The sequence below is a fragment of the Laedolimicola ammoniilytica genome (genome assembly GCF_025567165.1).
In the GTDB taxonomy this organism is placed as follows: domain Bacteria; phylum Bacillota; class Clostridia; order Lachnospirales; family Lachnospiraceae; genus Laedolimicola; species Laedolimicola ammoniilytica.
In genome coordinates this window covers 1-18,513 of sequence record NZ_JAOQKC010000025.1, presented here as the reverse complement: position 1 = coordinate 18,513, position 18,513 = coordinate 1, and the positions used below count along the sequence as shown (strand labels likewise).

Annotated in this window: 20 protein-coding genes; 17 read left to right on the top strand and 3 right to left on the bottom strand. The window is 43.0% G+C overall.

Translation table 11 applies throughout. From position 1 onward, the window contains the following. The first annotated feature begins 2 nt into the window (after nucleotides 1-2). The 11 genes from OCV63_RS14620 to OCV63_RS14570 all read left to right on the top strand — a co-directional run bounded on the left by OCV63_RS14620 (nucleotide 3) and on the right by OCV63_RS14570 (nucleotide 8,156). A complete protein-coding gene (locus tag OCV63_RS14620; protein WP_158365042.1) occupies nucleotides 3-1,064 on the top strand; it encodes a site-specific integrase in 1,062 nt (353 codons plus the stop codon). After that, nucleotides 1,065-1,436: a plasmid mobilization protein gene (locus tag OCV63_RS14615; RefSeq protein ID WP_158365041.1), complete on the top strand. Its 372-nt coding sequence runs from the start codon at nucleotides 1,065-1,067 to the stop codon at nucleotides 1,434-1,436. 107 nt (nucleotides 1,437-1,543) lie between these two features. Then, nucleotides 1,544-2,512, top strand: coding sequence for an AAA family ATPase (locus OCV63_RS14610; RefSeq protein WP_158365040.1), 969 nt, complete (start codon nucleotides 1,544-1,546; stop codon nucleotides 2,510-2,512). A gap of 231 nt (nucleotides 2,513-2,743) precedes the next feature. After that, nucleotides 2,744-4,084 (top strand): plasmid recombination protein, encoded by a 1,341-nt coding sequence (locus OCV63_RS14605; protein WP_158365071.1) that lies wholly within the window; start codon nucleotides 2,744-2,746, stop codon nucleotides 4,082-4,084. 15 nt (nucleotides 4,085-4,099) lie between these two features. Continuing rightward, complete coding sequence (locus OCV63_RS14600) at nucleotides 4,100-4,408, top strand: hypothetical protein (protein ID WP_158365039.1); 309 nt, start codon at nucleotides 4,100-4,102, stop codon at nucleotides 4,406-4,408. 244 nt (nucleotides 4,409-4,652) lie between these two features. After that, the gene (locus OCV63_RS14595; RefSeq protein WP_158365038.1) at nucleotides 4,653-4,973 is read left to right on the top strand and encodes a helix-turn-helix domain-containing protein; all 321 of its coding nucleotides are present in this window, start codon (nucleotides 4,653-4,655) and stop codon (nucleotides 4,971-4,973) included. Nucleotides 4,974-5,059: 86 nt separating this feature from the next. Then, nucleotides 5,060-5,275: a hypothetical protein gene (locus tag OCV63_RS14590; RefSeq protein ID WP_158365037.1), complete on the top strand. Its 216-nt coding sequence runs from the start codon at nucleotides 5,060-5,062 to the stop codon at nucleotides 5,273-5,275. Between the two features lie 141 nt (nucleotides 5,276-5,416). After that, entirely contained in the window at nucleotides 5,417-5,794 is a 378-nt protein-coding gene (locus tag OCV63_RS14585; RefSeq protein WP_055039029.1) for a hypothetical protein, read from the top strand. A gap of 569 nt (nucleotides 5,795-6,363) precedes the next feature. Beyond that, nucleotides 6,364-7,233 (top strand): KilA-N domain-containing protein, encoded by an 870-nt coding sequence (locus OCV63_RS14580; protein WP_158365036.1) that lies wholly within the window; start codon nucleotides 6,364-6,366, stop codon nucleotides 7,231-7,233. A gap of 162 nt (nucleotides 7,234-7,395) precedes the next feature. After that, entirely contained in the window at nucleotides 7,396-7,662 is a 267-nt protein-coding gene (locus OCV63_RS17790) for a DUF5343 domain-containing protein (protein WP_262670891.1), read from the top strand. Nucleotides 7,663-7,688: 26 nt separating this feature from the next. Beyond that, a complete protein-coding gene (locus tag OCV63_RS14570) occupies nucleotides 7,689-8,156 on the top strand; it encodes a Swt1 family HEPN domain-containing protein (RefSeq protein ID WP_262670890.1) in 468 nt (155 codons plus the stop codon). Between the two features lie 301 nt (nucleotides 8,157-8,457). Here the strand turns inward: OCV63_RS14570 and OCV63_RS14565 are convergent, their stop codons facing one another. Then, complete coding sequence (locus OCV63_RS14565) at nucleotides 8,458-8,664, bottom strand: mobility-associated LCxxNW protein (protein ID WP_158365035.1); 207 nt, start codon at nucleotides 8,662-8,664, stop codon at nucleotides 8,458-8,460. 353 nt (nucleotides 8,665-9,017) lie between these two features. On the opposite strand from OCV63_RS14565, the gene OCV63_RS14560 reads away from it, so the two are divergent. Together OCV63_RS14560 and OCV63_RS14555 are read left to right on the top strand one after the other, a co-directional pair. Beyond that, entirely contained in the window at nucleotides 9,018-10,016 is a 999-nt protein-coding gene (locus tag OCV63_RS14560) for a LacI family DNA-binding transcriptional regulator (RefSeq protein WP_158365034.1), read from the top strand. 558 nt (nucleotides 10,017-10,574) lie between these two features. Next, entirely contained in the window at nucleotides 10,575-11,444 is an 870-nt protein-coding gene (locus OCV63_RS14555) for a D-psicose 3-epimerase (protein ID WP_158365033.1), read from the top strand. Nucleotides 11,445-11,687: 243 nt separating this feature from the next. On the opposite strand, the gene OCV63_RS17680 is transcribed toward OCV63_RS14555, so the two are convergent. Then, nucleotides 11,688-11,894 carry a mobility-associated LCxxNW protein gene (locus OCV63_RS17680; RefSeq protein WP_158365070.1) on the bottom strand — a complete coding sequence of 69 codons (207 nt, stop codon included), beginning with the start codon at nucleotides 11,892-11,894 and terminating at the stop codon, nucleotides 11,688-11,690. A gap of 477 nt (nucleotides 11,895-12,371) precedes the next feature. Further along, a complete protein-coding gene (locus tag OCV63_RS14545; RefSeq protein WP_158365032.1) occupies nucleotides 12,372-14,627 on the bottom strand; it encodes a DMSO/selenate family reductase complex A subunit in 2,256 nt (751 codons plus the stop codon). A gap of 196 nt (nucleotides 14,628-14,823) precedes the next feature. Here OCV63_RS14545 and OCV63_RS14540 point away from each other — a divergent pair, with 196 nt between their 5' ends. The 4 genes from OCV63_RS14540 (at nucleotide 14,824) to OCV63_RS14525 (ending at nucleotide 18,417) form a co-directional block, all read left to right on the top strand. After that, complete coding sequence (locus OCV63_RS14540; protein WP_158365031.1) at nucleotides 14,824-15,426, top strand: HD domain-containing protein; 603 nt, start codon at nucleotides 14,824-14,826, stop codon at nucleotides 15,424-15,426. Nucleotides 15,427-15,459: 33 nt separating this feature from the next. Continuing rightward, nucleotides 15,460-16,566, top strand: a complete 1,107-nt coding sequence (locus OCV63_RS14535) for a trans-sulfuration enzyme family protein (RefSeq protein WP_158365030.1) — start codon at nucleotides 15,460-15,462, stop codon at nucleotides 16,564-16,566. Between the two features lie 12 nt (nucleotides 16,567-16,578). Then, nucleotides 16,579-17,760: a MalY/PatB family protein gene (locus OCV63_RS14530; protein ID WP_158365029.1), complete on the top strand. Its 1,182-nt coding sequence runs from the start codon at nucleotides 16,579-16,581 to the stop codon at nucleotides 17,758-17,760. A 447-nt stretch (nucleotides 17,761-18,207) separates the two neighbouring features. After that, nucleotides 18,208-18,417, top strand: coding sequence for a hypothetical protein (locus OCV63_RS14525; RefSeq protein ID WP_158365028.1), 210 nt, complete (start codon nucleotides 18,208-18,210; stop codon nucleotides 18,415-18,417). Nucleotides 18,418-18,513: the final 96 nt, after the last annotated feature.

Below are 18,513 nucleotides of genomic sequence, written 5' to 3'. Positions count from 1 at the left end.
TTATGCCGGCAACAAGAGATGGGAAGATGTGGCGCAGCCAGTTCTATTATAAGGATTGGCAGGGCGTCAGTCATAAGAAGAACAAGAGGGGATTTAAGACAAAGGCAGAAGCGGAACAGTGGGAACGGGATTTTCGACAGCAACAGGAGAAAAATCTGGATATCAATTTTGAGAACTTCGTTCAAATTTATTATGAGGATATGGAACATCGATTGCGTGAGAATACCATGCGGACAAAGAAGTTTATCATTGATTTAAAGATTATTCCGTATTTCAAGAAAAAGAGGGTGTGTGATATTAAGGTTTCGGATGTCCGTGCCTGGCAGAATATGTTGATAAAGAAAGGGTATTCGGAAACATATCTGAAAACAGTCAACAATCAGTTAGCGGCCATTTTCAACTATGCAGTGCGATATTATGATCTGAAAGACAATCCGTGTCGCAAGGCTGGAACCATTGGAAAAAGTCATGCAGGAGAGAGGGAAATTTGGACGAAGCAGGAATTTAAAGAATTTCTTACCACAGTAGAAGATAAGCCAGAAACGAGGATGGCCTTTTTGATTCTGTACTGGACAGGTATGAGAATCGGGGAATTGTTGGCGTTGACTTATAAAGATATTGATTTTGAAAAACGTACGATTTCCGTAAACAAGTCATATCAGCGTCTTGAAGGCAAAGACATTATTACACCGCCCAAAACACCGAAAAGTAAACGGATCATTACGATACCGAACTTTCTGAAAGAAGAATTGGAGGAATATATTTCACATTTGTATGGAGTTATGGAGAATGAAAGAATGTTTCGTTTTACAAAGTCTTATATGGAGCATGAGATGGTTCGAGGGATTAAGGCTTCCGGGGTAAAAAGAATAAGGCTTCATGATCTACGACATTCCCACGCTTCACTGTTGGTAGAGATGGGATTTACACCATTGGCGATTGCGGAGCGATTGGGGCATGAAAAAATCGAGACAACATTGAACACTTATTCCCATCTGTATCCCAATAAACAAGGAGAGCTTGCGGATAGGTTGGAAGAGGAAAACAGTAAGGAGGAGATGTAAATGAGTGGTGTTCACAAATATTCGACCATCAGCTTTCGAGTATCACCCCGAGAGAGGGAGGAGATCGAAGCCAGAATTTTAGCCAGTGGTTTATCCAAGAAAGACTATTTTGTCCGTTCCTGTATTTACAATCAAGTCTGTGTGGTTGGAAAAAAGGAAGTGATTTATCAGTTAGTAGAAGAAGTGAAGGATATGCAGACAAATATTCAGGAAGTGACAGAACAATTTGAACAATCAGAGGTTATCCTGTCTGAAGAAGGGATGCAGGATATGAAAAATGATTGTCTGGACATGTTAAAGGCTATTCTGTGGATGCTGGATGGGGCCAGATATCTATGGGAAGATAAAGAGAAAAATGTCCCTGTCGATTGACAAGGACATTTCCCTACAAAGGCAGAGCCTATGTAACTATATCTCGCAAATATAGTATAACAAAAGCTCTGCTGAAACTCAATGGAATGTTTTAGTGGAGGGTGTAAATGGAAGAAAAAAGAGAGAAAAATTATCGTTTAATCAATATGAATGATGTGGAGGCCAGAAAGGTAGACTGGCTGTGGTATCCCTATATTCCTTATGGAAAAGTGTCGATTGTGCAGGGCGATCCGGGAGAGGGAAAAACAACATTTATCCTGCGGCTGGCGGCGCTGCTCACAAAGGGAGAACCGCTTCCGGGGGAGGAGGGACAGAATCTCAGGGAACCTATCAACGTGATATATCAGAACGCAGAGGACGGCCTGGAAGACACCATAAAGCCCCGCCTGCTGGAGGCAGGAGCTGACTGCAGCCGGGTGATGGTTATAGACGAAAGCCTTAAGAGCCTGACCATGACGGATGAAAGGCTGGTCAGAGCGATTAAAGAAACAGGGGCGAAAATGGTAGTCTTAGATCCGATACAGGCCTATCTGGGGGCTAACGTGGATATGCACCGGGCAAATGAGATCCGGGCGGTTCTGAAACGGCTGGCAAGGATAGCCGAAGAATGCGACTGCGCTATTATCCTTATCGGTCACATGAACAAGGCCAGCGGCAGCAAATCTACTTACCGGGGGCTTGGTTCGATAGATTTTCAGGCAATGGCCCGGAGTGTGTTGGTGGTTGGCCGGGTAAAGAACGATCCGACCCTGCGTGTAATCGCCCATGACAAGAGCAGCCTTGCACCGGAGGGAGCTTCGATTGCGTTCCGGTTGGACAAGGAGAATGGCTTTCGCTGGGAAGGTCCCTGTGATATCACGGTGGACGAACTGCTTTCCGGGACGAGTAAAGGAGAGAAAACAAAGGGCGCAAAATCTTTTTTGTTGGAGATTCTGGCGGATGGTCAGAAATCCTGCAATGAAATCATGGACGCAGCAAAGGAGAAAGGTATCAAAAAGAAAACACTCTGGAACGCAAAAAAGGAACTGAATATTGATAGCGTAAAGGTTGGAAGTCAGTGGTACTGGATGCTGTAGCCGGGGAAGATGGCAAGATTCCCTTTTCTATAGACAGGGTGATCTTGCTATCTTGAATGGCAGAAGCAGAAAAGCCCCCGGCAGGGCGCAACAGCAGCTTTTGATGGACACTTGTGTCTGTCAAAAGTGCTTTTGCGTTACTTTCGACGAAAGTAACAAAGCCTGCGCCGTTTCCGGCGCTTATAAGACAGATAAAAGGAGAGATGCCTATTGGAGAGAACAATCAGCGGAATGATGGGAAAAGGCTCGGTCAACCACAATACGAGAGCATTTAGCGCGAAGAATGTGGACAGAGAGCGGAGTGTCAACAACGTGAATTTTTGCCATAAGAGTATCAAAAAAGTATACCATGAACTTTTCGACGAAGCCCTGGAACGGTACAACGCAAAGCAGAAACGGAGTGATAGAAAGATAGACAGCTATTATGAGAAAATCCGGCAGAGCAAGCAGGAAAAGTTGTTCCATGAGGTCATTTTCCAGATTGGAAATAAGGACGATACCAATGTGAAAAGCGAGGAGGGACAGCTTGCAAAGGAAATACTGGTAGATTTCATGCAGGATTTTCAGGAGCGGAATCCGAACCTCTATGTGTTTTCGGCACACCTGCACATGGACGAGGAGACGCCGCATGTCCACATAGATTTTGTCCCATTTATCCGTAACAGCAAGCGTGGCCTTGACATCAGAGTATCACTGAAAGGCGCACTGGCGGAGCAGGGATTCCGGGGCGGCACACGGGGCGATACGGAATGGAATCAGTGGATAGAATCAGAGAAGCAGGAGCTTGCTCTGGTCATGGAGCAGTACGGAGTGCGGTGGAAACAGCTCGGAACCCATAACAAGCATTTATCGGTACTGAATTATGAAAAACAGGAACGGGAGAAAGAATTATGGGAGCTGCAGCAGACGATTACGTCGAGCAGGGAAGACCTGCTGGACATCTATGATAGGCAGGACGAAGCAAGAGAACGGATAGAACGTACACGTGAAAGAAAGGAGCGATTAGAGGATGAAATAGACGAGCTATTTGCTACCAGTGAAGAACTTCATTCCGATACAGAAGCATTAAAGGAAACCAGAAATCAGTTGCTGTCAGACAATGAGGAATTGGAGAAACAGCAGAAGAAGCTGCAACGGGAACTGGATAAAATGGTGGAATCGAAAGAGGTCATGGAACGAAATATCCATGCTTATGATGAAGAATTGCGGTGGCAGCTTCCGGAGCCGGGAGCTTTAATGAGCGCCAAGGCCTATCGGGACAAGAAGGCGTTACCGCTGCTGGAAAAACTGAAAGAGTTGGTAAAGAACCTGACGATCAAAAGTGTACAGCTTGCAGAGACGGTGAAAAGGCTGACAGACCGGGTAGATACGCTGGAATCGCAGGTGGGATATCTACGGGAGAAAAACAGAGATCAGCAAGACAGAATCGAGGAGCTGGAGGAGAAAGAAACGAATTTTGAGTATTTGAAAGATTACCTCGGTAAAAGTGAGGTAGAGGGGATTGTGGAATACGCAAGGTCAAAAGAGCAGGCCGACAGAGAAAAGGAACGTTACTATGGAAGAGGCAGATAGGGAGGAAGCGGGAGTATGACAGATATGGAAAAGAAAGTCCTGATGAGGATATGTACTAAAATTGTGGCGGAAACAGAACTTTATGTGACAGATCCGGAAATGCAGAACCTGATAGACTGGGTTTGCGTGTCGGGGCAGATAAAGAAGAATAACAATAGAATCCGGGAACTGACCGGGGAATATAAGCAGATAGAATCGGGCTGCAGGGAGGGGGTGAGAGAGAAGCTGGAACGTATGAAAGAGGTCTGTAGGGAACGGGATAATCTATTTGAACAGCAGAATGATTTAAAAGAGCGGCAGCGTCGGATAGAAAAAGCGATGTAATAATGAATGCAGGGGCGTGGCAGTATGTGCTGCGCCTTATAGCTGACAATGTATTTGCTGTTTGACAGTAGAGGAGGAGACAGGTAAAATAATACATAAAACTGAATAGTTTGAGCTGAATTTTATTTTTTACCCATATACTAAAGTATAATAGAGTATATAGTGAAGTAGTATGCGACTAATAAATCTTTTGGTTTATCGGTACAATGTAGGTATCATAGACCAGAGGAGAGGTGTATATTGCTTGCGTGTAGAAGAGTATATTCCATTGAGAATAACAGAGTTATGCGAAAAACGAGGATATACCAAGTATCGCCTATCTCAACTTACAGACATGTCACAAACAGCGTTAGCAAATATTATAAACCAGAAGAGTATACCAACTGTTGTGACACTAGAGAGAATCTGTGAAGCATTCGGCATTACATTAGCGCAGTTCTTTGTCGAAGATGGCGGCAGATTAAATCTGACAGAAGAGCAAAACGAGATACTTGAAATATGGGATGGCTTGGAGACAAAGGAACGGGAAATATTCCTATCCTTTATCAGAAGCCTAAAGAAGTAAGGACAGTTCAACTAGGATTGAGCTGTTCTTTTTTGTATGAGAGGAGAGAACGGGCGCAAAGGAAAAATAAGCAGGAGGATAGACAAATGGAAAAAGAATTAGAATTAACAATAGAAGGATATCTGCTTTGGCAGACCCTTGATTCCTTACCGGAAAATGAACAGCGATTCATTCGATTGATTATTGGATATGGTGCCAGTGGCTTGATTTCAGATGATGATTATAGTTTTCTGTTGCAATACCTGATGACGAAGGATAAGGAGTTGTATGAGGCCAGGGAGAAGATTAAGAGGCTTTCATAAAGGACGGTTTTGTAGTAGAATAGGGGTGTACAAATCGGAATTTGTCGGGAAGTTGCAGAGAGCGTAAAATCGGAATATTGCTGCTATCAATATTTGAAAAATTGTGCTGATTTAACAGAAGTTTTTATAGGAGACACGAATGTGATAACAGAAATAATTTTTTCGGATTATTATAGAACATTTTTATTGTGTATATTATCTATTGGGGTTGTTTTTTTTATGCGAAATGCAAGTATAAGAAAAAAAGTACTTGCATTAGCAGGATACGAATTTATTGTATTTTTACTTTTTCTTTGGATATTTATTGTATGCATAATTTTTACTGAATTTGATTATGAATCAATAATAGCTATTGTGCAATGGGAATTAAAGTGGATACTTTATTTTACAATAAGTATAATATTGCAGTTTGCAATGTACTATTTTTTCTGGAAAAAAAGTAAAATATTAAAGATAGTGACTTTACTATTTAGTCTTATTATTGTTATTGTCCCATTGCATGTATTTGATTTTACTTGAAATAACAAAATAAAAAAATGAAATCCGACAAATGCAAACTATAAAACAAATAGAGCAAACATAATCAGTTTATTTATATGCGTAATATTGTACAGACTTATGTGTATTGTATGAAAGAACGATAAAATTCAAGTTTATAGGGGTATCAGTTGGGAATTGTATAAACATGGTGCTGGCACCATGTGACAGAAACCAACAAGGGGAAATTCACTGCTGTGGGAATGGCTCTATTTTGGCTCTAAAAATATAGAATGGCATAAATATAAGAGTGATTTTGGAAAAATAGAGTGAATAAAATTACAATAACACAAGGAAAATAATTCAATTCAAGCTATCCGCCGAGGAGTTTGAATAATTAAAATTCTATATGGGTTATTTTAGATGACAGGCAGTCTATGAGATTGCCTGTTGTTTTTCTATTAGGTTGTATTTTAAGGAAATAGACATTGAAATTCGTTATCAACGTAAAATTTTAACTGTGGATTTATTTATGAGATGGTGTGTGATATACTTGTAGCACAAGTGTAGAGCATATTTGAAAAATAGAATGGGAGGGGTGAAGAGAAAATATGAAGAATATGAAAATAGATGCCAATGGGACAGAAATCAGAGTGATGGGCGATGTTGTTAATGAAGATGCATATATTTCTCTTACAGATATTGCCAAGTATAAAAATCCGGATAATGCTTTTATTGTAGTTGCCAATTGGATGCGTAACCATTCTACAATTTCATTCTTAGGATTGTGGGAACAGATTCACAATCCTAATTTTAAACCTATCGAATTCGATAGGTTTAAAGCAGAGTCGGGAGATAATGCTTTTACATTGACACCACAACAGTGGATAAAAGCAACAGATGCAATCGGTATCGTATCAAAATCAGGACGATATGGCGGTACTTATGCACATACAGATATTGCTTTTGAGTTTGCTTCATGGATTTCACCGGAGTTTAAGCTTTATATCATCAAAGATTATCAGCGATTAAAGAAAGATGAAGCAGATCGGTTAGCGATTGGCTGGGATGTAAAGAGAGAACTTTCAAAAATAAACTATCGTATCCATACAGATGCAGTAAAAGAATTTTTAATAACTCCCACATTATCTCCGCAGGAAATGGCATATACATACGCTTCAGAAGCGGATATTTTAAATATGGCTTTGTTTGGAAAAACAGCAGCACAATGGAGAAGCGAAAAAGAAATAAAAGGGAAAACTCCTAATATCAGAGATTTTGCTTCAGCGGAAGAATTGGTTGTGCTTATCAATCTGGAAGATACGAATGCAGACTTGATAAGACAGGAAGTGCCTAAAATTGAAAGGTTAAAAATATTACGAGAGAAAGCGTATAGACAATTAGAACTTTTGAAAAAGAACCAAGATACGATTGAGGTACTAAAGAAAAATCTTATTGAAGGTACGGAAGTAGGTAATTGATGATTTAAACAAGAGTGTTTATGATATTTGTCAGAATATATGGTTGGTATGTATGATGATTAAGTGTTGTTGTCAATATAGGTAATGGCATAGTAATAACCAGTATATGTCGCATGGGATAAAAGTTTAAATCCTCAGAATAAAAATGACGAAAGGAATAAGATGGCACTTACAAATGCTTATTTACAGACTACAAAGAATTTACATAGTATTATAAATTCTGTTATTAGTGCGAAAGCTCCTGAGCGGTTCACGAACAAGTTTTTAGAAGATTTGGGGTTTAAGAGTTCGAATGATAGGTTATATATCGGCCTTTTCAAGGCGTTAGGGTTGCTTGATGAGAATAACTCTCCTACTTCAAGATATCATCAACTTTTAGACCAAGCTGAGATGGGAAAAGTTTTAGCTGTTCATCTTCTGAGATGTTAGCACAGGAATATGTCGAGTGTTTAGCATTGGATTTACTAGATGACGAAAAAGTTAATGCAGCTAAGCTTATGGCAACGGTATATACTGCAATTGCAGCTTTTGAAAACACTGTTAGGCAATTTATAGTTAAAGTATTGTTAGAGCATAAAGGCGAAAATTGGTGGGAAGAGTGCGTATCTGAAAAGATTAGGAAAACTGCAGATAGCCGAAAAAAAGAGGAGGAAAAAATACGATGGCATACACCTCGTGGTGATTCCATGATTAACTATACTGAATTTGGAGATTTAGCCTCTATAATGAGCCAAAATTATGAACTTTTTGAAGTCCATATTGTCTCCATAGATTGGGCAAGGCAGATTTTTCAAACGATTGAGCGTTCTCGAAATGTAATAATGCATAGTGGGGAATTGGGGCGAAAAGGAATTACTTTTATGCTATACATAAGTCATAGGAGTTTGGAATACAGGTATTATATGGCTCCATTTTGGCTCTAAAAATTTTAGATGAGGTACACAAAAATGCGAAATAAGATGAATATGAAAAATAAAATGCACAAATGTGTACCGAGAAACAGCCAGATAAATCTCTCCGCCCAAGAGTTTGAATAACAAATTAAAATGCCGGAAGCTTGTATTCATGGGATAATCAAAGTTCTTGAGGGTTTGCCAAACTTGTTGATGGTTTTTCGTGAGGGTTTGGCATAAAAAATAGCATAGTTGTTGAGGGTTCTTCGTGAGGGACTAACTTGAGGGGATGAGATAGGGTCTGGTATAACACCAGACCCTTAAATAATATTTAGTCTATTTCGTATTCTTCCGGATAGGGGATTCCGTGCTCATCCAGGAGATGTCGTAGCTCTTGAATATATTTGTACTTGTGTTCAATCTCAATCCAGTTTCCGTGGCATAACGTGTGGCATTCTTCTAATTCTTGTCTTGTAAGTTCATAATCGAGCCAGAGTATACATTTATGATCTTTGCTAAAAACACAATAGTTTTCCATAGAATCCTCCTTTATCTGTATTCACACCAAAGGTGTGTATTTACAGTATAAAGGAAATATATGTAATAGAGCCTAATAAGGTGGCTATGAATTACCGGAATATATGGCTCTCATTCTCCGGAATGGTGGCTCTCAAAGTCCGGACAGGTGGCTCAAGAGAGCCCCGGAATAATCAAGCCTATCACTTTTATATGAAAGAGTAAATATCGACTGTGCGAGAGTAGATTCCACCGCATAAGCGGGCGGTGGAATTTAAATAAAAAATTTAGGGTAACAATCAGTTATTCAATTATGTATTTACAACCGTATTTTTTTTTAGTAGAATTATTAAAAATGAGTAAAGGATTACCCATATGAAAGAAAATAAATTATCTATTAAAGATATTGCAAGGCTGGCAGGAGTATCTGTTGCGACAGTATCTCGTGTGATCAATCAAAATGGCCGTTTTTCAAAAGAAACGGAAAGGAAAGTATTGGATATTATAGAACAATATAATTATAGACCGAATGAACTGGCACGAGGACTTCGCGTCCATAAAGCACAGGTCATTGGGGTTATTGTTCCGGATATCACAAATGAATTTTTTGCACATATTGTAAAGAAAATTGAGAATGAACTGATAAAGAAGGGATATATGGCAATTATCTGTGATACTAACGATGAGGTAGAGCTGGAGGGAGAATATATAGAAATGTTGAAAGCTCTGCAAATTGGTGGCATTATATATGTTAGTGGTGATCAAAAAATAAAACCAATCGAAAATATTCCGGCAGTATATATAGACCGTCAGCCTAATTTTGCAGATTCTCAACATTTTGCAGCATTTATTGGGAGTGATAATCGGCAAGGCGGATATATTGCAACAAAACGACTGTTAGAAGCTGGAAAAAAGAAGATAGCAATTGTATTGCAAAATAAAGCAATTGCTACACAGGAATACAGATTAAACGGTTATATTCAGGCTTTGAAAGAGGCCGGGCAGGCATATGATGAGAGCTTGGTAAGACGGGTTGATTTTGTAAATGAAGAACAGGGATATCAGGCTACTCGCTATATTTATGAAGAGATACATGATGTAGATGGCATTTTTTATTCATCGGATCGTTTGGCTGTTGGAGGACTTAAGTTTTTTTATGACAGGAAAATATCGGTACCAGAGCAGATTGCGGTGATAGGCTTTGACGATATACCGCAATGTACACAAGTGATACCTAATTTAACAACCGTGCACCAACACTATATGGAATTTGGAGAATTGGCAGCAGATACGATCATTCGAATGATACATTCTGATACGGGATATTCCAAGCACATTTTGCCGGTAGAGTTAGTTGAGAGGGAGACTGTATAGCAGTAGAATATTAACATATGTAATAATATATTAAAGATATAGGAGATCTTCTGTGATTATATAGATGTATAAATCACAGGAGATCTTATTTTATGCATATAAAAAGCATGTCTTGGAGTACAAGACGAATTTCAGAGGAGTCAGTATATTCATATCGGGTATCTACCTGTAGAAATGATTGTATAAGCTGCATAGTTAGCAAACTCTTACAGGACATATTGCACAATTGTTTTGAAGTAATTAAATGACTACAAGTAATACTGTAAATAGAAAAAAAATATTGACAAGAAGTGGGTAAACGATTACAATAAACCCATAGAGTAATCGTTTACCCAAATGCAACATGATGATTGCTATAAAATGAAAGATATCGAAGAGTTAATAAAAGGAGGGTTCCAATGAAAAAGCAATCTATGAACAGGGGTGGTTTTCAAAAGTTGATACAGAAAGGAAAGAAATGACAAAAAAGATGTATAAAAATAAATAAATGGAAAAGTGAGAGTTGGATAATGGGATTCACATATCTCGTGGTTACTTTCACGGAAAGGTGGATGATATATGTTATATGGTATATATTATGCTTATTGGGAAAAGGAATGGGGTGGAGATTTTATTCCCTATATACGGAAAGTTAAAAAATTAGGATTTGATATTCTGGAGGTGGCATGTCATAATTTTTCTGATACAGAAAATGAGTATCTGTATCAGTTAAAAGAAGCAGCTGATGCTGAAGGGATAATTTTGACAGGCGGATATGGAAATGATTCAACACATAACATTTCTGGTGCAGATCCGATGATTGTAAAAGCTGCTTTTGATAAATTTGAGAAGACTTTTCAAAAAATGAATATTGCCGGAATTAAACTGCTTGGAGGAAGCTTGTATTCCTATTGGCCTGTAGATTATTCCTTACCACTTAATAAAAAAGAAGATATGAAAAGAGGAATCGAGAATGTTCGAATTCTTGCGGATATGGCAGCAGAATATGAAATTACTCTGGGAATGGAAGTGCTGAATCGTTTTGAAGGGTATATGCTAAATACCTGTGAAGAAGCCGTGGACTTTGTATCAAAAATTGATCGACCCAATGTCAAGGTAATGTTAGACACCTTCCATATGAATATCGAAGAGGATTCTTTTGGTGATGCAATACGCATGGCGGGGAAATATCTGGGTCATCTTCATTTAGGAGAGGCAAATAGAAGACCGCCATTTCGGGGAGGACGAATCCCGTGGGACGAGATTGGAGAAGCACTACATGATATAGAATATACAGGCACTGTTGTGATGGAACCTTTTGTGCGAATGGGTGGAACAGTGGGAAAAGATATTCGTATGTGGCATGATTTATCTGATAATTGTCCAGATGAAAAGCTAGACCAGGATGTGGCAGAATCGGTAAGATTTTTAAGGGAAATATGGGAATAGAAAACAGATTAATAGAAATTTTAACCGTTGAGTATATACTGGTTAACTAAGAGAGAACTTCTGGATAATCAAAGTTCTTGAGGGTTTGCCAAACTTGTTGAGGGTCTTTCGTGAGGGTTTGGCATAAAAAAAGCATAGTTGTTGAGGGTTCTTCGTGAGGGGCTGAGAAGAGGGGCTTTCATGAGGGACTAACTTGAGGGTATGAGATAGGGTCTGGTATAACACCAGACCCTTAAATAATATTTAGTCTATTTCGTATTCTTCTGGATAGGGGATTTCGTGTTCATCCAGGAGATGTCGTAGCTCTTGGATATATTTGTACTTGTGTTCAATCTCAATCCAGTTTCCGCGGCACAACGTGTGGCATTCTTCTAATTCTTGTCCTGTAAGTTCATAATCGAGCCAGAGTATACATTTATGATCTTTGCTAAAAGCACAATAGTTTTCCATAGAACCCTTAAAATTCATCTTCTTCAAAATATGTGACAGGATTATAATCAGATACGGTATTGATTTCCTAAGCAAACTCGCTTATGATCTGAGTCGGAATATATTGCTATTATCCACAGTTACGGAGCGAGTGTTATCAACAGCGATAACAAACTGATAACATTAGCCCATATAGGCAGGATAATATGGATAAATCAAAAAATCGAAAGAAAAGCAAACACGGCAATAAATAATCTCTAAACAAAATTGATTAGTGATTGTCGAGTTTGAGTAACAGACAGAACCCCGGAAATGCTGATAAAATCGGCATTTCCGGGGACTTTTTATGGCGTTTGGATCTAAAATGACTCTAATTAGTTGATGAATATGGGGATTATGTCAAGTTTAAACCTATCGAATCCGATAGGTTTGAAGTATAAATCCTGAAATAAAATCAGTTGCGGAAATACAAACTGAAAACGTATTCCCGTAACTTTTTTATAGCTTCTCCACCTCCACCAAATTCGTGTGCTGCCCATTTCCCCTCGCAAAGGGCGTCGGCCGTTGTGACGTCAGCACATTAATGGATCCGCGTACATCCACCCCATTATCATCCGGGGTATACCAGGCGCCTTGGGACAGGGCGGTGACGCCTTTGGCGATGCGGTCTGTGATTTTGGCTGGCACTTTTATCTGGCCGCGGTCGTTGTATATAAGGACCAGGTCACCGTCCTGGATACCGCGGGTAGCAGCGTCTTCCGAGTGAATCCAGAGCTGCTGGGGGTCCAGCTTGCGAAGTCTGGGATTATTGTCGTGGACGGTGTGGCTGCGGGCTTTGGTATGCCAGCCGGACAACTGCAGCGGATACCGCCGGGTCAGTGGGTCCTCGGGCCCTTCGGGAGGCGCCACATATCTGGGGATAGGCGGTATAAAGTCCTTAAGGGGCGCGTGCCATAATTTTGTGGAAAAAAGCTCAATCCGGCCGCTGGGCGTGGGGAACGGGTGATGAGCTGGATCCCGGACTTCCTTTTCAAAAGGAATGGGATAGCCCTTTTCCTCGTATTTATAGATGCCTTTTTCACGGAAGACATTATATTCCGGAAGCTCCGGTTCCCGGGTACGCAGATCCTCATAGAGATAGCGCAGCCATTGCTCATAATCCCGCCCTTCCGTAAAGGCATCCTCCAGACCGATACGTCCTGCCAGCTCCCGAATCCAGTCGTATTCGGTCCGGCATTCAGAAAGGGGCTCGATGACCTTATTATTAAATCCGAGAAATTCCGTATATCGCCACGGTTTTGTGATATTTTCCTCTTCAAACATAGAGACGCCGGGAAGAAGCAGATCGGCAAATCTGGCGCTGGCAGTCATAAATAAATCTGAACAGACGATAAATTCACATTTGGAAGTATCTTTTAACAGCTTCACGGTGCGGTTAATATCCCCGTGCTGATTTATCAGAGTATTGCTGGCCAGATTGAAAATCATTTTGATATTGGAATCCAGGGTAAGGCCGGTGGGATTGTCAAAAATCCCCTGATGGCAGGTGCGGAGGCCGTCGTATTCGGTCATTTTCAGGCCGTGATCGACGGCGTCAGTCCAGAGAAATACGGGCAGTCTCCGGTTGTATGGATTATCCGGTACTGGAAATGAGGGCTGTTCATGGGTGGAACAGTCTCCGGTACCGCCGGCATAGCCGCCGCTGACACCCACATTTCCTGTAAGGCAGGAAAGCAAAATGGCGCCCCGGGCGCTCTGCTCACCGTAAGCATTGCGCTGGGGACCGTATCCTTGAATCAGAGCAGCAGGCCGGGCTGTGGCGTAGCGGACGGCCAGGCTCCGGATGGTTCCAGCTGGAATGCCGGTGATTTTTTCGGCCCACTCCGGTGTCTTGGGAATGCCGTCATGTTCGCCCAAGAGATAGGAGCGGCAGTTTTGGGACGGATCCGCGCCCTCCGGCATGTGGGCGCTATCAAAGCCGAGGCAGCAGTTATCCAGAAATGTCTGATCCTGAAGATCTTCCCTAAGAATTACGTAAGCCATGGCGTCCGCAAGGGCGCTGTCCGTAGCGGGACGGATGGGAATCCACTCGGCGTCCAGGGCCAGTACCGTGTCATTTTTCCGCGGATCAATGACAATGATGGGAATTCCGGCGGCCTTCGCTTTCTTCAGATAGAACAGTGTGCTGCTGTCAAATTTTGTCTCCGCCGGGTTATGGCCCCAGAGAATAATTAGGCGGCTGTTCATCCAGTCGGAAGGGTAGGTGCCGGTTTCGCAGGTGCCGTAGGTGATTTTCGTGGCGTTGCGGATGCAGGCGGAGCTATAGGAATTGTAGCAGCCGAGATACCCTCCGTCCAATGCCAGAAGCCGCTGCATCATACGGTCGCCGCACATGATGGCGCTGATGCCGCAGCCGTCGTTGATATACCGGGAACCGGGGCCGTAGGTATCGCGGATGCGGATGTATTCTTCGGTAAGGATATCCAGCGCTTCCTTCCAGCTGATGCGGACAAATTTCCCCTCGCCGCGCTCCCCGATCCGCTTCATGGGATAGCGTAGCCGATCCTCGCCTAAAAATGTTTTATGGTAGTTTAATCCCTTGGCGCAGGCGCATAAAGGAACCGGATGATCCGGCGTGCCCCTGGTTTCGGTGGAAAGCTTTTCAATCACGCCGTCGCGGACATGGGCGTAGATGATACAGCGTCCGCCACAGTTATTGCGCCCGGTGGTGGGGATGATTTTTATTTCACTCATGGGATGCAGGACCTTTCTCTGAAAATGTCTAATAGTGAGTATAGCATACCCGGAGATGTTCTGCGACAGGAATTTATTATATATTAAACCTATTGACAAAGTAGGAATATAAGTATATGATGAATAAAATATAGAAGTTGCAAGAAACGTTCCGACAGCCAACAGAGCTTCCGGACGGAACACAAGGAGAAGAAAAATGGACGATATTTCCAGAGAAGAGGCATTTGCCTTATTAAAAAAGTATAACAGGGATCCTTTCCATATCCAGCATGCGCTGACCGTAGAGGCTGTGATGAAATGGTACGCGCGGGAGCTGGGCTACGGCGCCGAAGAGGAGCACTGGGGTATCATAGGCTTGCTGCACGATATTGATTTTGAACTGTATCCGACGGAGCATTGCCTGAAAGCGCCGGAGCTTCTGCGGGAGGGCGGCGTGTCGGAGGATATCATTCACGCGGTCGTGTCCCATGGCTATGGCATCACAATCGAGTGCGGCGTGACCCTGGACGTAGAGCCAGTGCATGAGATGGAAAAGGTGTTGTTCGCGGCGGACGAGTTGACTGGCCTTATCTGGGCGGCTGCCTTAATGCGTCCCTCCAGGAGTACCAAGGACATGGAGTTGAAATCCCTGAAGAAGAAATACAAGAGCAAGGGCTTCGCCGCAGGCTGCTCCAGAGAAGTCATCGAGCAGGGAGCGGAACGGCTTGGCTGGCCGCTGGAGAAGCTGTTGACCATGACGCTTCAGGCTATGGCGGACAGCGAGGACGAGATCAACCGGGAGCTGGAAGCGGAACAGTAAGCGAAATAGATACAGACATGAGGAGAACAGGCTATGGCATACGCAATGGACACACGATGTATTCACGGTGAGGGACACGGGAATCCGGATCAAAATCACGCAATCAGTTACCCGATTTATCAGACTGCCTCTTTTTCCCATCTGACGCCGGGACACAATCCCAACGGCTTCGATTATTCCCGGGAATCCAATCCCACAAGGGCGTACCTGGAGGAAACGCTGAGTTCCCTGGAGGGCGCGTATGATACGATTGCTTTTTCGTCCGGAATGGCAGCGATTTCCACGGCGTTTGAGTATTTTCAACCGGGAGACCATATCATCTGCGGGGAAGATCTGTACGGGGGCGCGGTAAGACTCATCGAGCAGGTCTGCCGGAAAAATGGCTACGAGGTGGAATTTGCGGATACCACGGATCCGGCTCTGCTGAAAGCGGCGTTGAAGAAAAATACGAAGGCAATTTATTTCGAGACGCCGACGAATCCGATGATGCGGATCACGGACATTGGGGCGGTGGCAGAGCTCGCGCATCAGGCGGGCGCCCTGACGATCGTGGACAATACCTTTATGACGCCTTATTTTCAAAATCCACTGAAAGAGGGCGCGGACATCGTGGTGCATTCCGGTACGAAATACCTTGCCGGACATAATGACACGGTCTGCGGATTTCTGTGCAGTGGCAATGCGGAACTGGCCGATCGGTTCCGGCTTTTGTCGAAAACCACAGGCGCAACCCTGGGCCCCTTTGAAAGCTGGCTCTGCCTGCGGGGCCTGAAGACGCTGGCTCTTCGCATGGAGCGGCATAAGAGCAACGCAGAGGCCGTCAGCCAGTGGCTGCGGGAGCAGAATATGGTTTCCCGTGTGTATTATGCGGGAAGCGGCATGATTTCCTTTACGGTAACGACACCGGAAAAGGCGGTGGCGATTCTGAAAAATATCCGTCTGATTACTTTCGCGGAAAGTCTGGGCGGCACGGAAAGCCTGCTGACCTATCCGGCGGTGCAGACTCATCCGGATGTGCCGGAAGAGCAGAGGGAAAAACTGGGAATTACCGATACCTTGCTTCGGTTATCCGTGGGAATCGAGAATCCGGACGATATCATAGCGGATCTGAGACAGGCGTTTGAAAATGCGGGAAAGTAAAGGATAAAAAATATGTCGGAAAGAAATCTGAATTTTGATGAAAAAATAAATCGAAAGGGCACAAAATGCCTGAAATATGATTTTGCAGTGAAACGGGGATATCCCCAGGACGTGCTGCCTCTGTGGGTGGCAGATATGGATTTTCGAACCACCTCTTATGTGGAGGACGCGCTTGCCAAGCTGGCGCACTATAATATCTACGGCTATACGAATACCCAGTCCGGCGATGGCTTCTTTGAGGCGGTGGCAGGCTGGATGAAACGGCACCACAACTGGGAAGTCCGGCCGGAATGGCATGTGAAGACGCCGGGCGTGTGCGTGGCTATCGCAAATGCCATTCGGGCAGTGACGGAGCCGGGCGATGCCGTGCTGATTAACCAGCCGGTTTATTATCCTTTCAGTAATATTATTCTGCAAAACGGAAGAAAACGGGTCAGCTCCGATCTGGTGTGTGGAGAAGATGGAAGCTATACCATTGATTTTCAGGATTTTGAGCAGAAAATCGTGGAGAATCAGGTGAAACTTTTCATCCTGTGTAACCCGCACAATCCGGTGGGCCGGGTGTGGACGAAGGAAGAGCTACTGCGCATTGGAACCATTTGCCGGGAACATCAGGTGTTGGTGTTCAGCGATGAGATTCATTTCGATTTTATCTGGAGCGGGGAGCACCACGTGTTCCAGGAGGTGGATTCTGCTTTTCGGGAGTTTACGATGACGGCGACGGCCCCCAGCAAAACCTTCAATCTGGCCGGGCTGCAGCAGTCGAATATTTTCATTCCCAATGAGAAAATCCGGAAAGCTTTTATCCGACAGTATCAGGTGTCCGGCCTGGACGAACCCAATACCTTTGGAATCGCGGCGACACAGGCAGCCTATAATCACGGCGACGAATGGTATGAGGCCATGAAAAAATATGTCTGGGAAAATATATGTTACGCGAAGAACTTTATCGATGAACGCATTCCGGATGTCAGAATGAATCTGCCGGAAGGGACTTATCTGTTCTGGCTGGATTTCCGAAAGCTGGGACTCAGTGCGGACGAGCTGGAGGATCTGATTATTCATAAAGCCGGTCTGTGGCTGGACAGTGGACGTATCTTCGGCACATCCGGCGAGGGCTTCCAGAGAATGAATGCGGCGTGTCAGAGAAGCACGCTTCAGGAGGCGCTGGAGAGGATAGAAAAAGCATTATAAAAAGATAGAAATAGCGGTAAGCTGGTACAGTAAATATCAGCTTACCGCTATATTTTTTGCAGAAAGCGAAGTTATATTATTCGATTTCTGTGGATTTGTTTTCGATTAATTTTTCAGCGTAAGCTAGGATGCGTTTTTTCATAACACTGTTTTTATCCATCTCATGGGTAAGCGTATACAGTGCCGGAGAGTCATTTCGGGAAATGATGATATAATCATCGTTCATGGAATCAGAAATTCCATACAAAAAATCAACGTTACAATGAAAAGTACGGGCAATAAAGCATACTTTTTATATTGCGACAGAGTGCGGGATAGTAAGTGAGAGGGGAGAAGAACAGATTGCGATTATCAGCAACGATAAAGGATTTCAGGCAGTGCTCGATTTTTTTAGTCTAGTTCAGGACAGGAAAAAGATTCAGGTAGTGAAAGCGGAAAATATAGAAAATGCACTGTTGCTATTTCGGACACCAGAAAGGAGGGCTGTATGCCGATTACAATACCGAAGCACGAACCCATGAAATAATGATGGAAGCTGCAAAGAGGAGCATTAAGAGAAATACTCTTTTATCGGCAAAGAAAAAGCTGGGTATAACATCAGATAAAGAAAAAGCAGAAGATGGAACAATTTACTGGACTTGGGTAATGCCGGAATAAAGAGTTTAACGTAAGCGTCCAATAAGAGGGTGTATCGAAATTTCTGGCTGTTGCATGTAAACTATTGATTAGAGTTTTGGGAGTTGACTCTAAAAA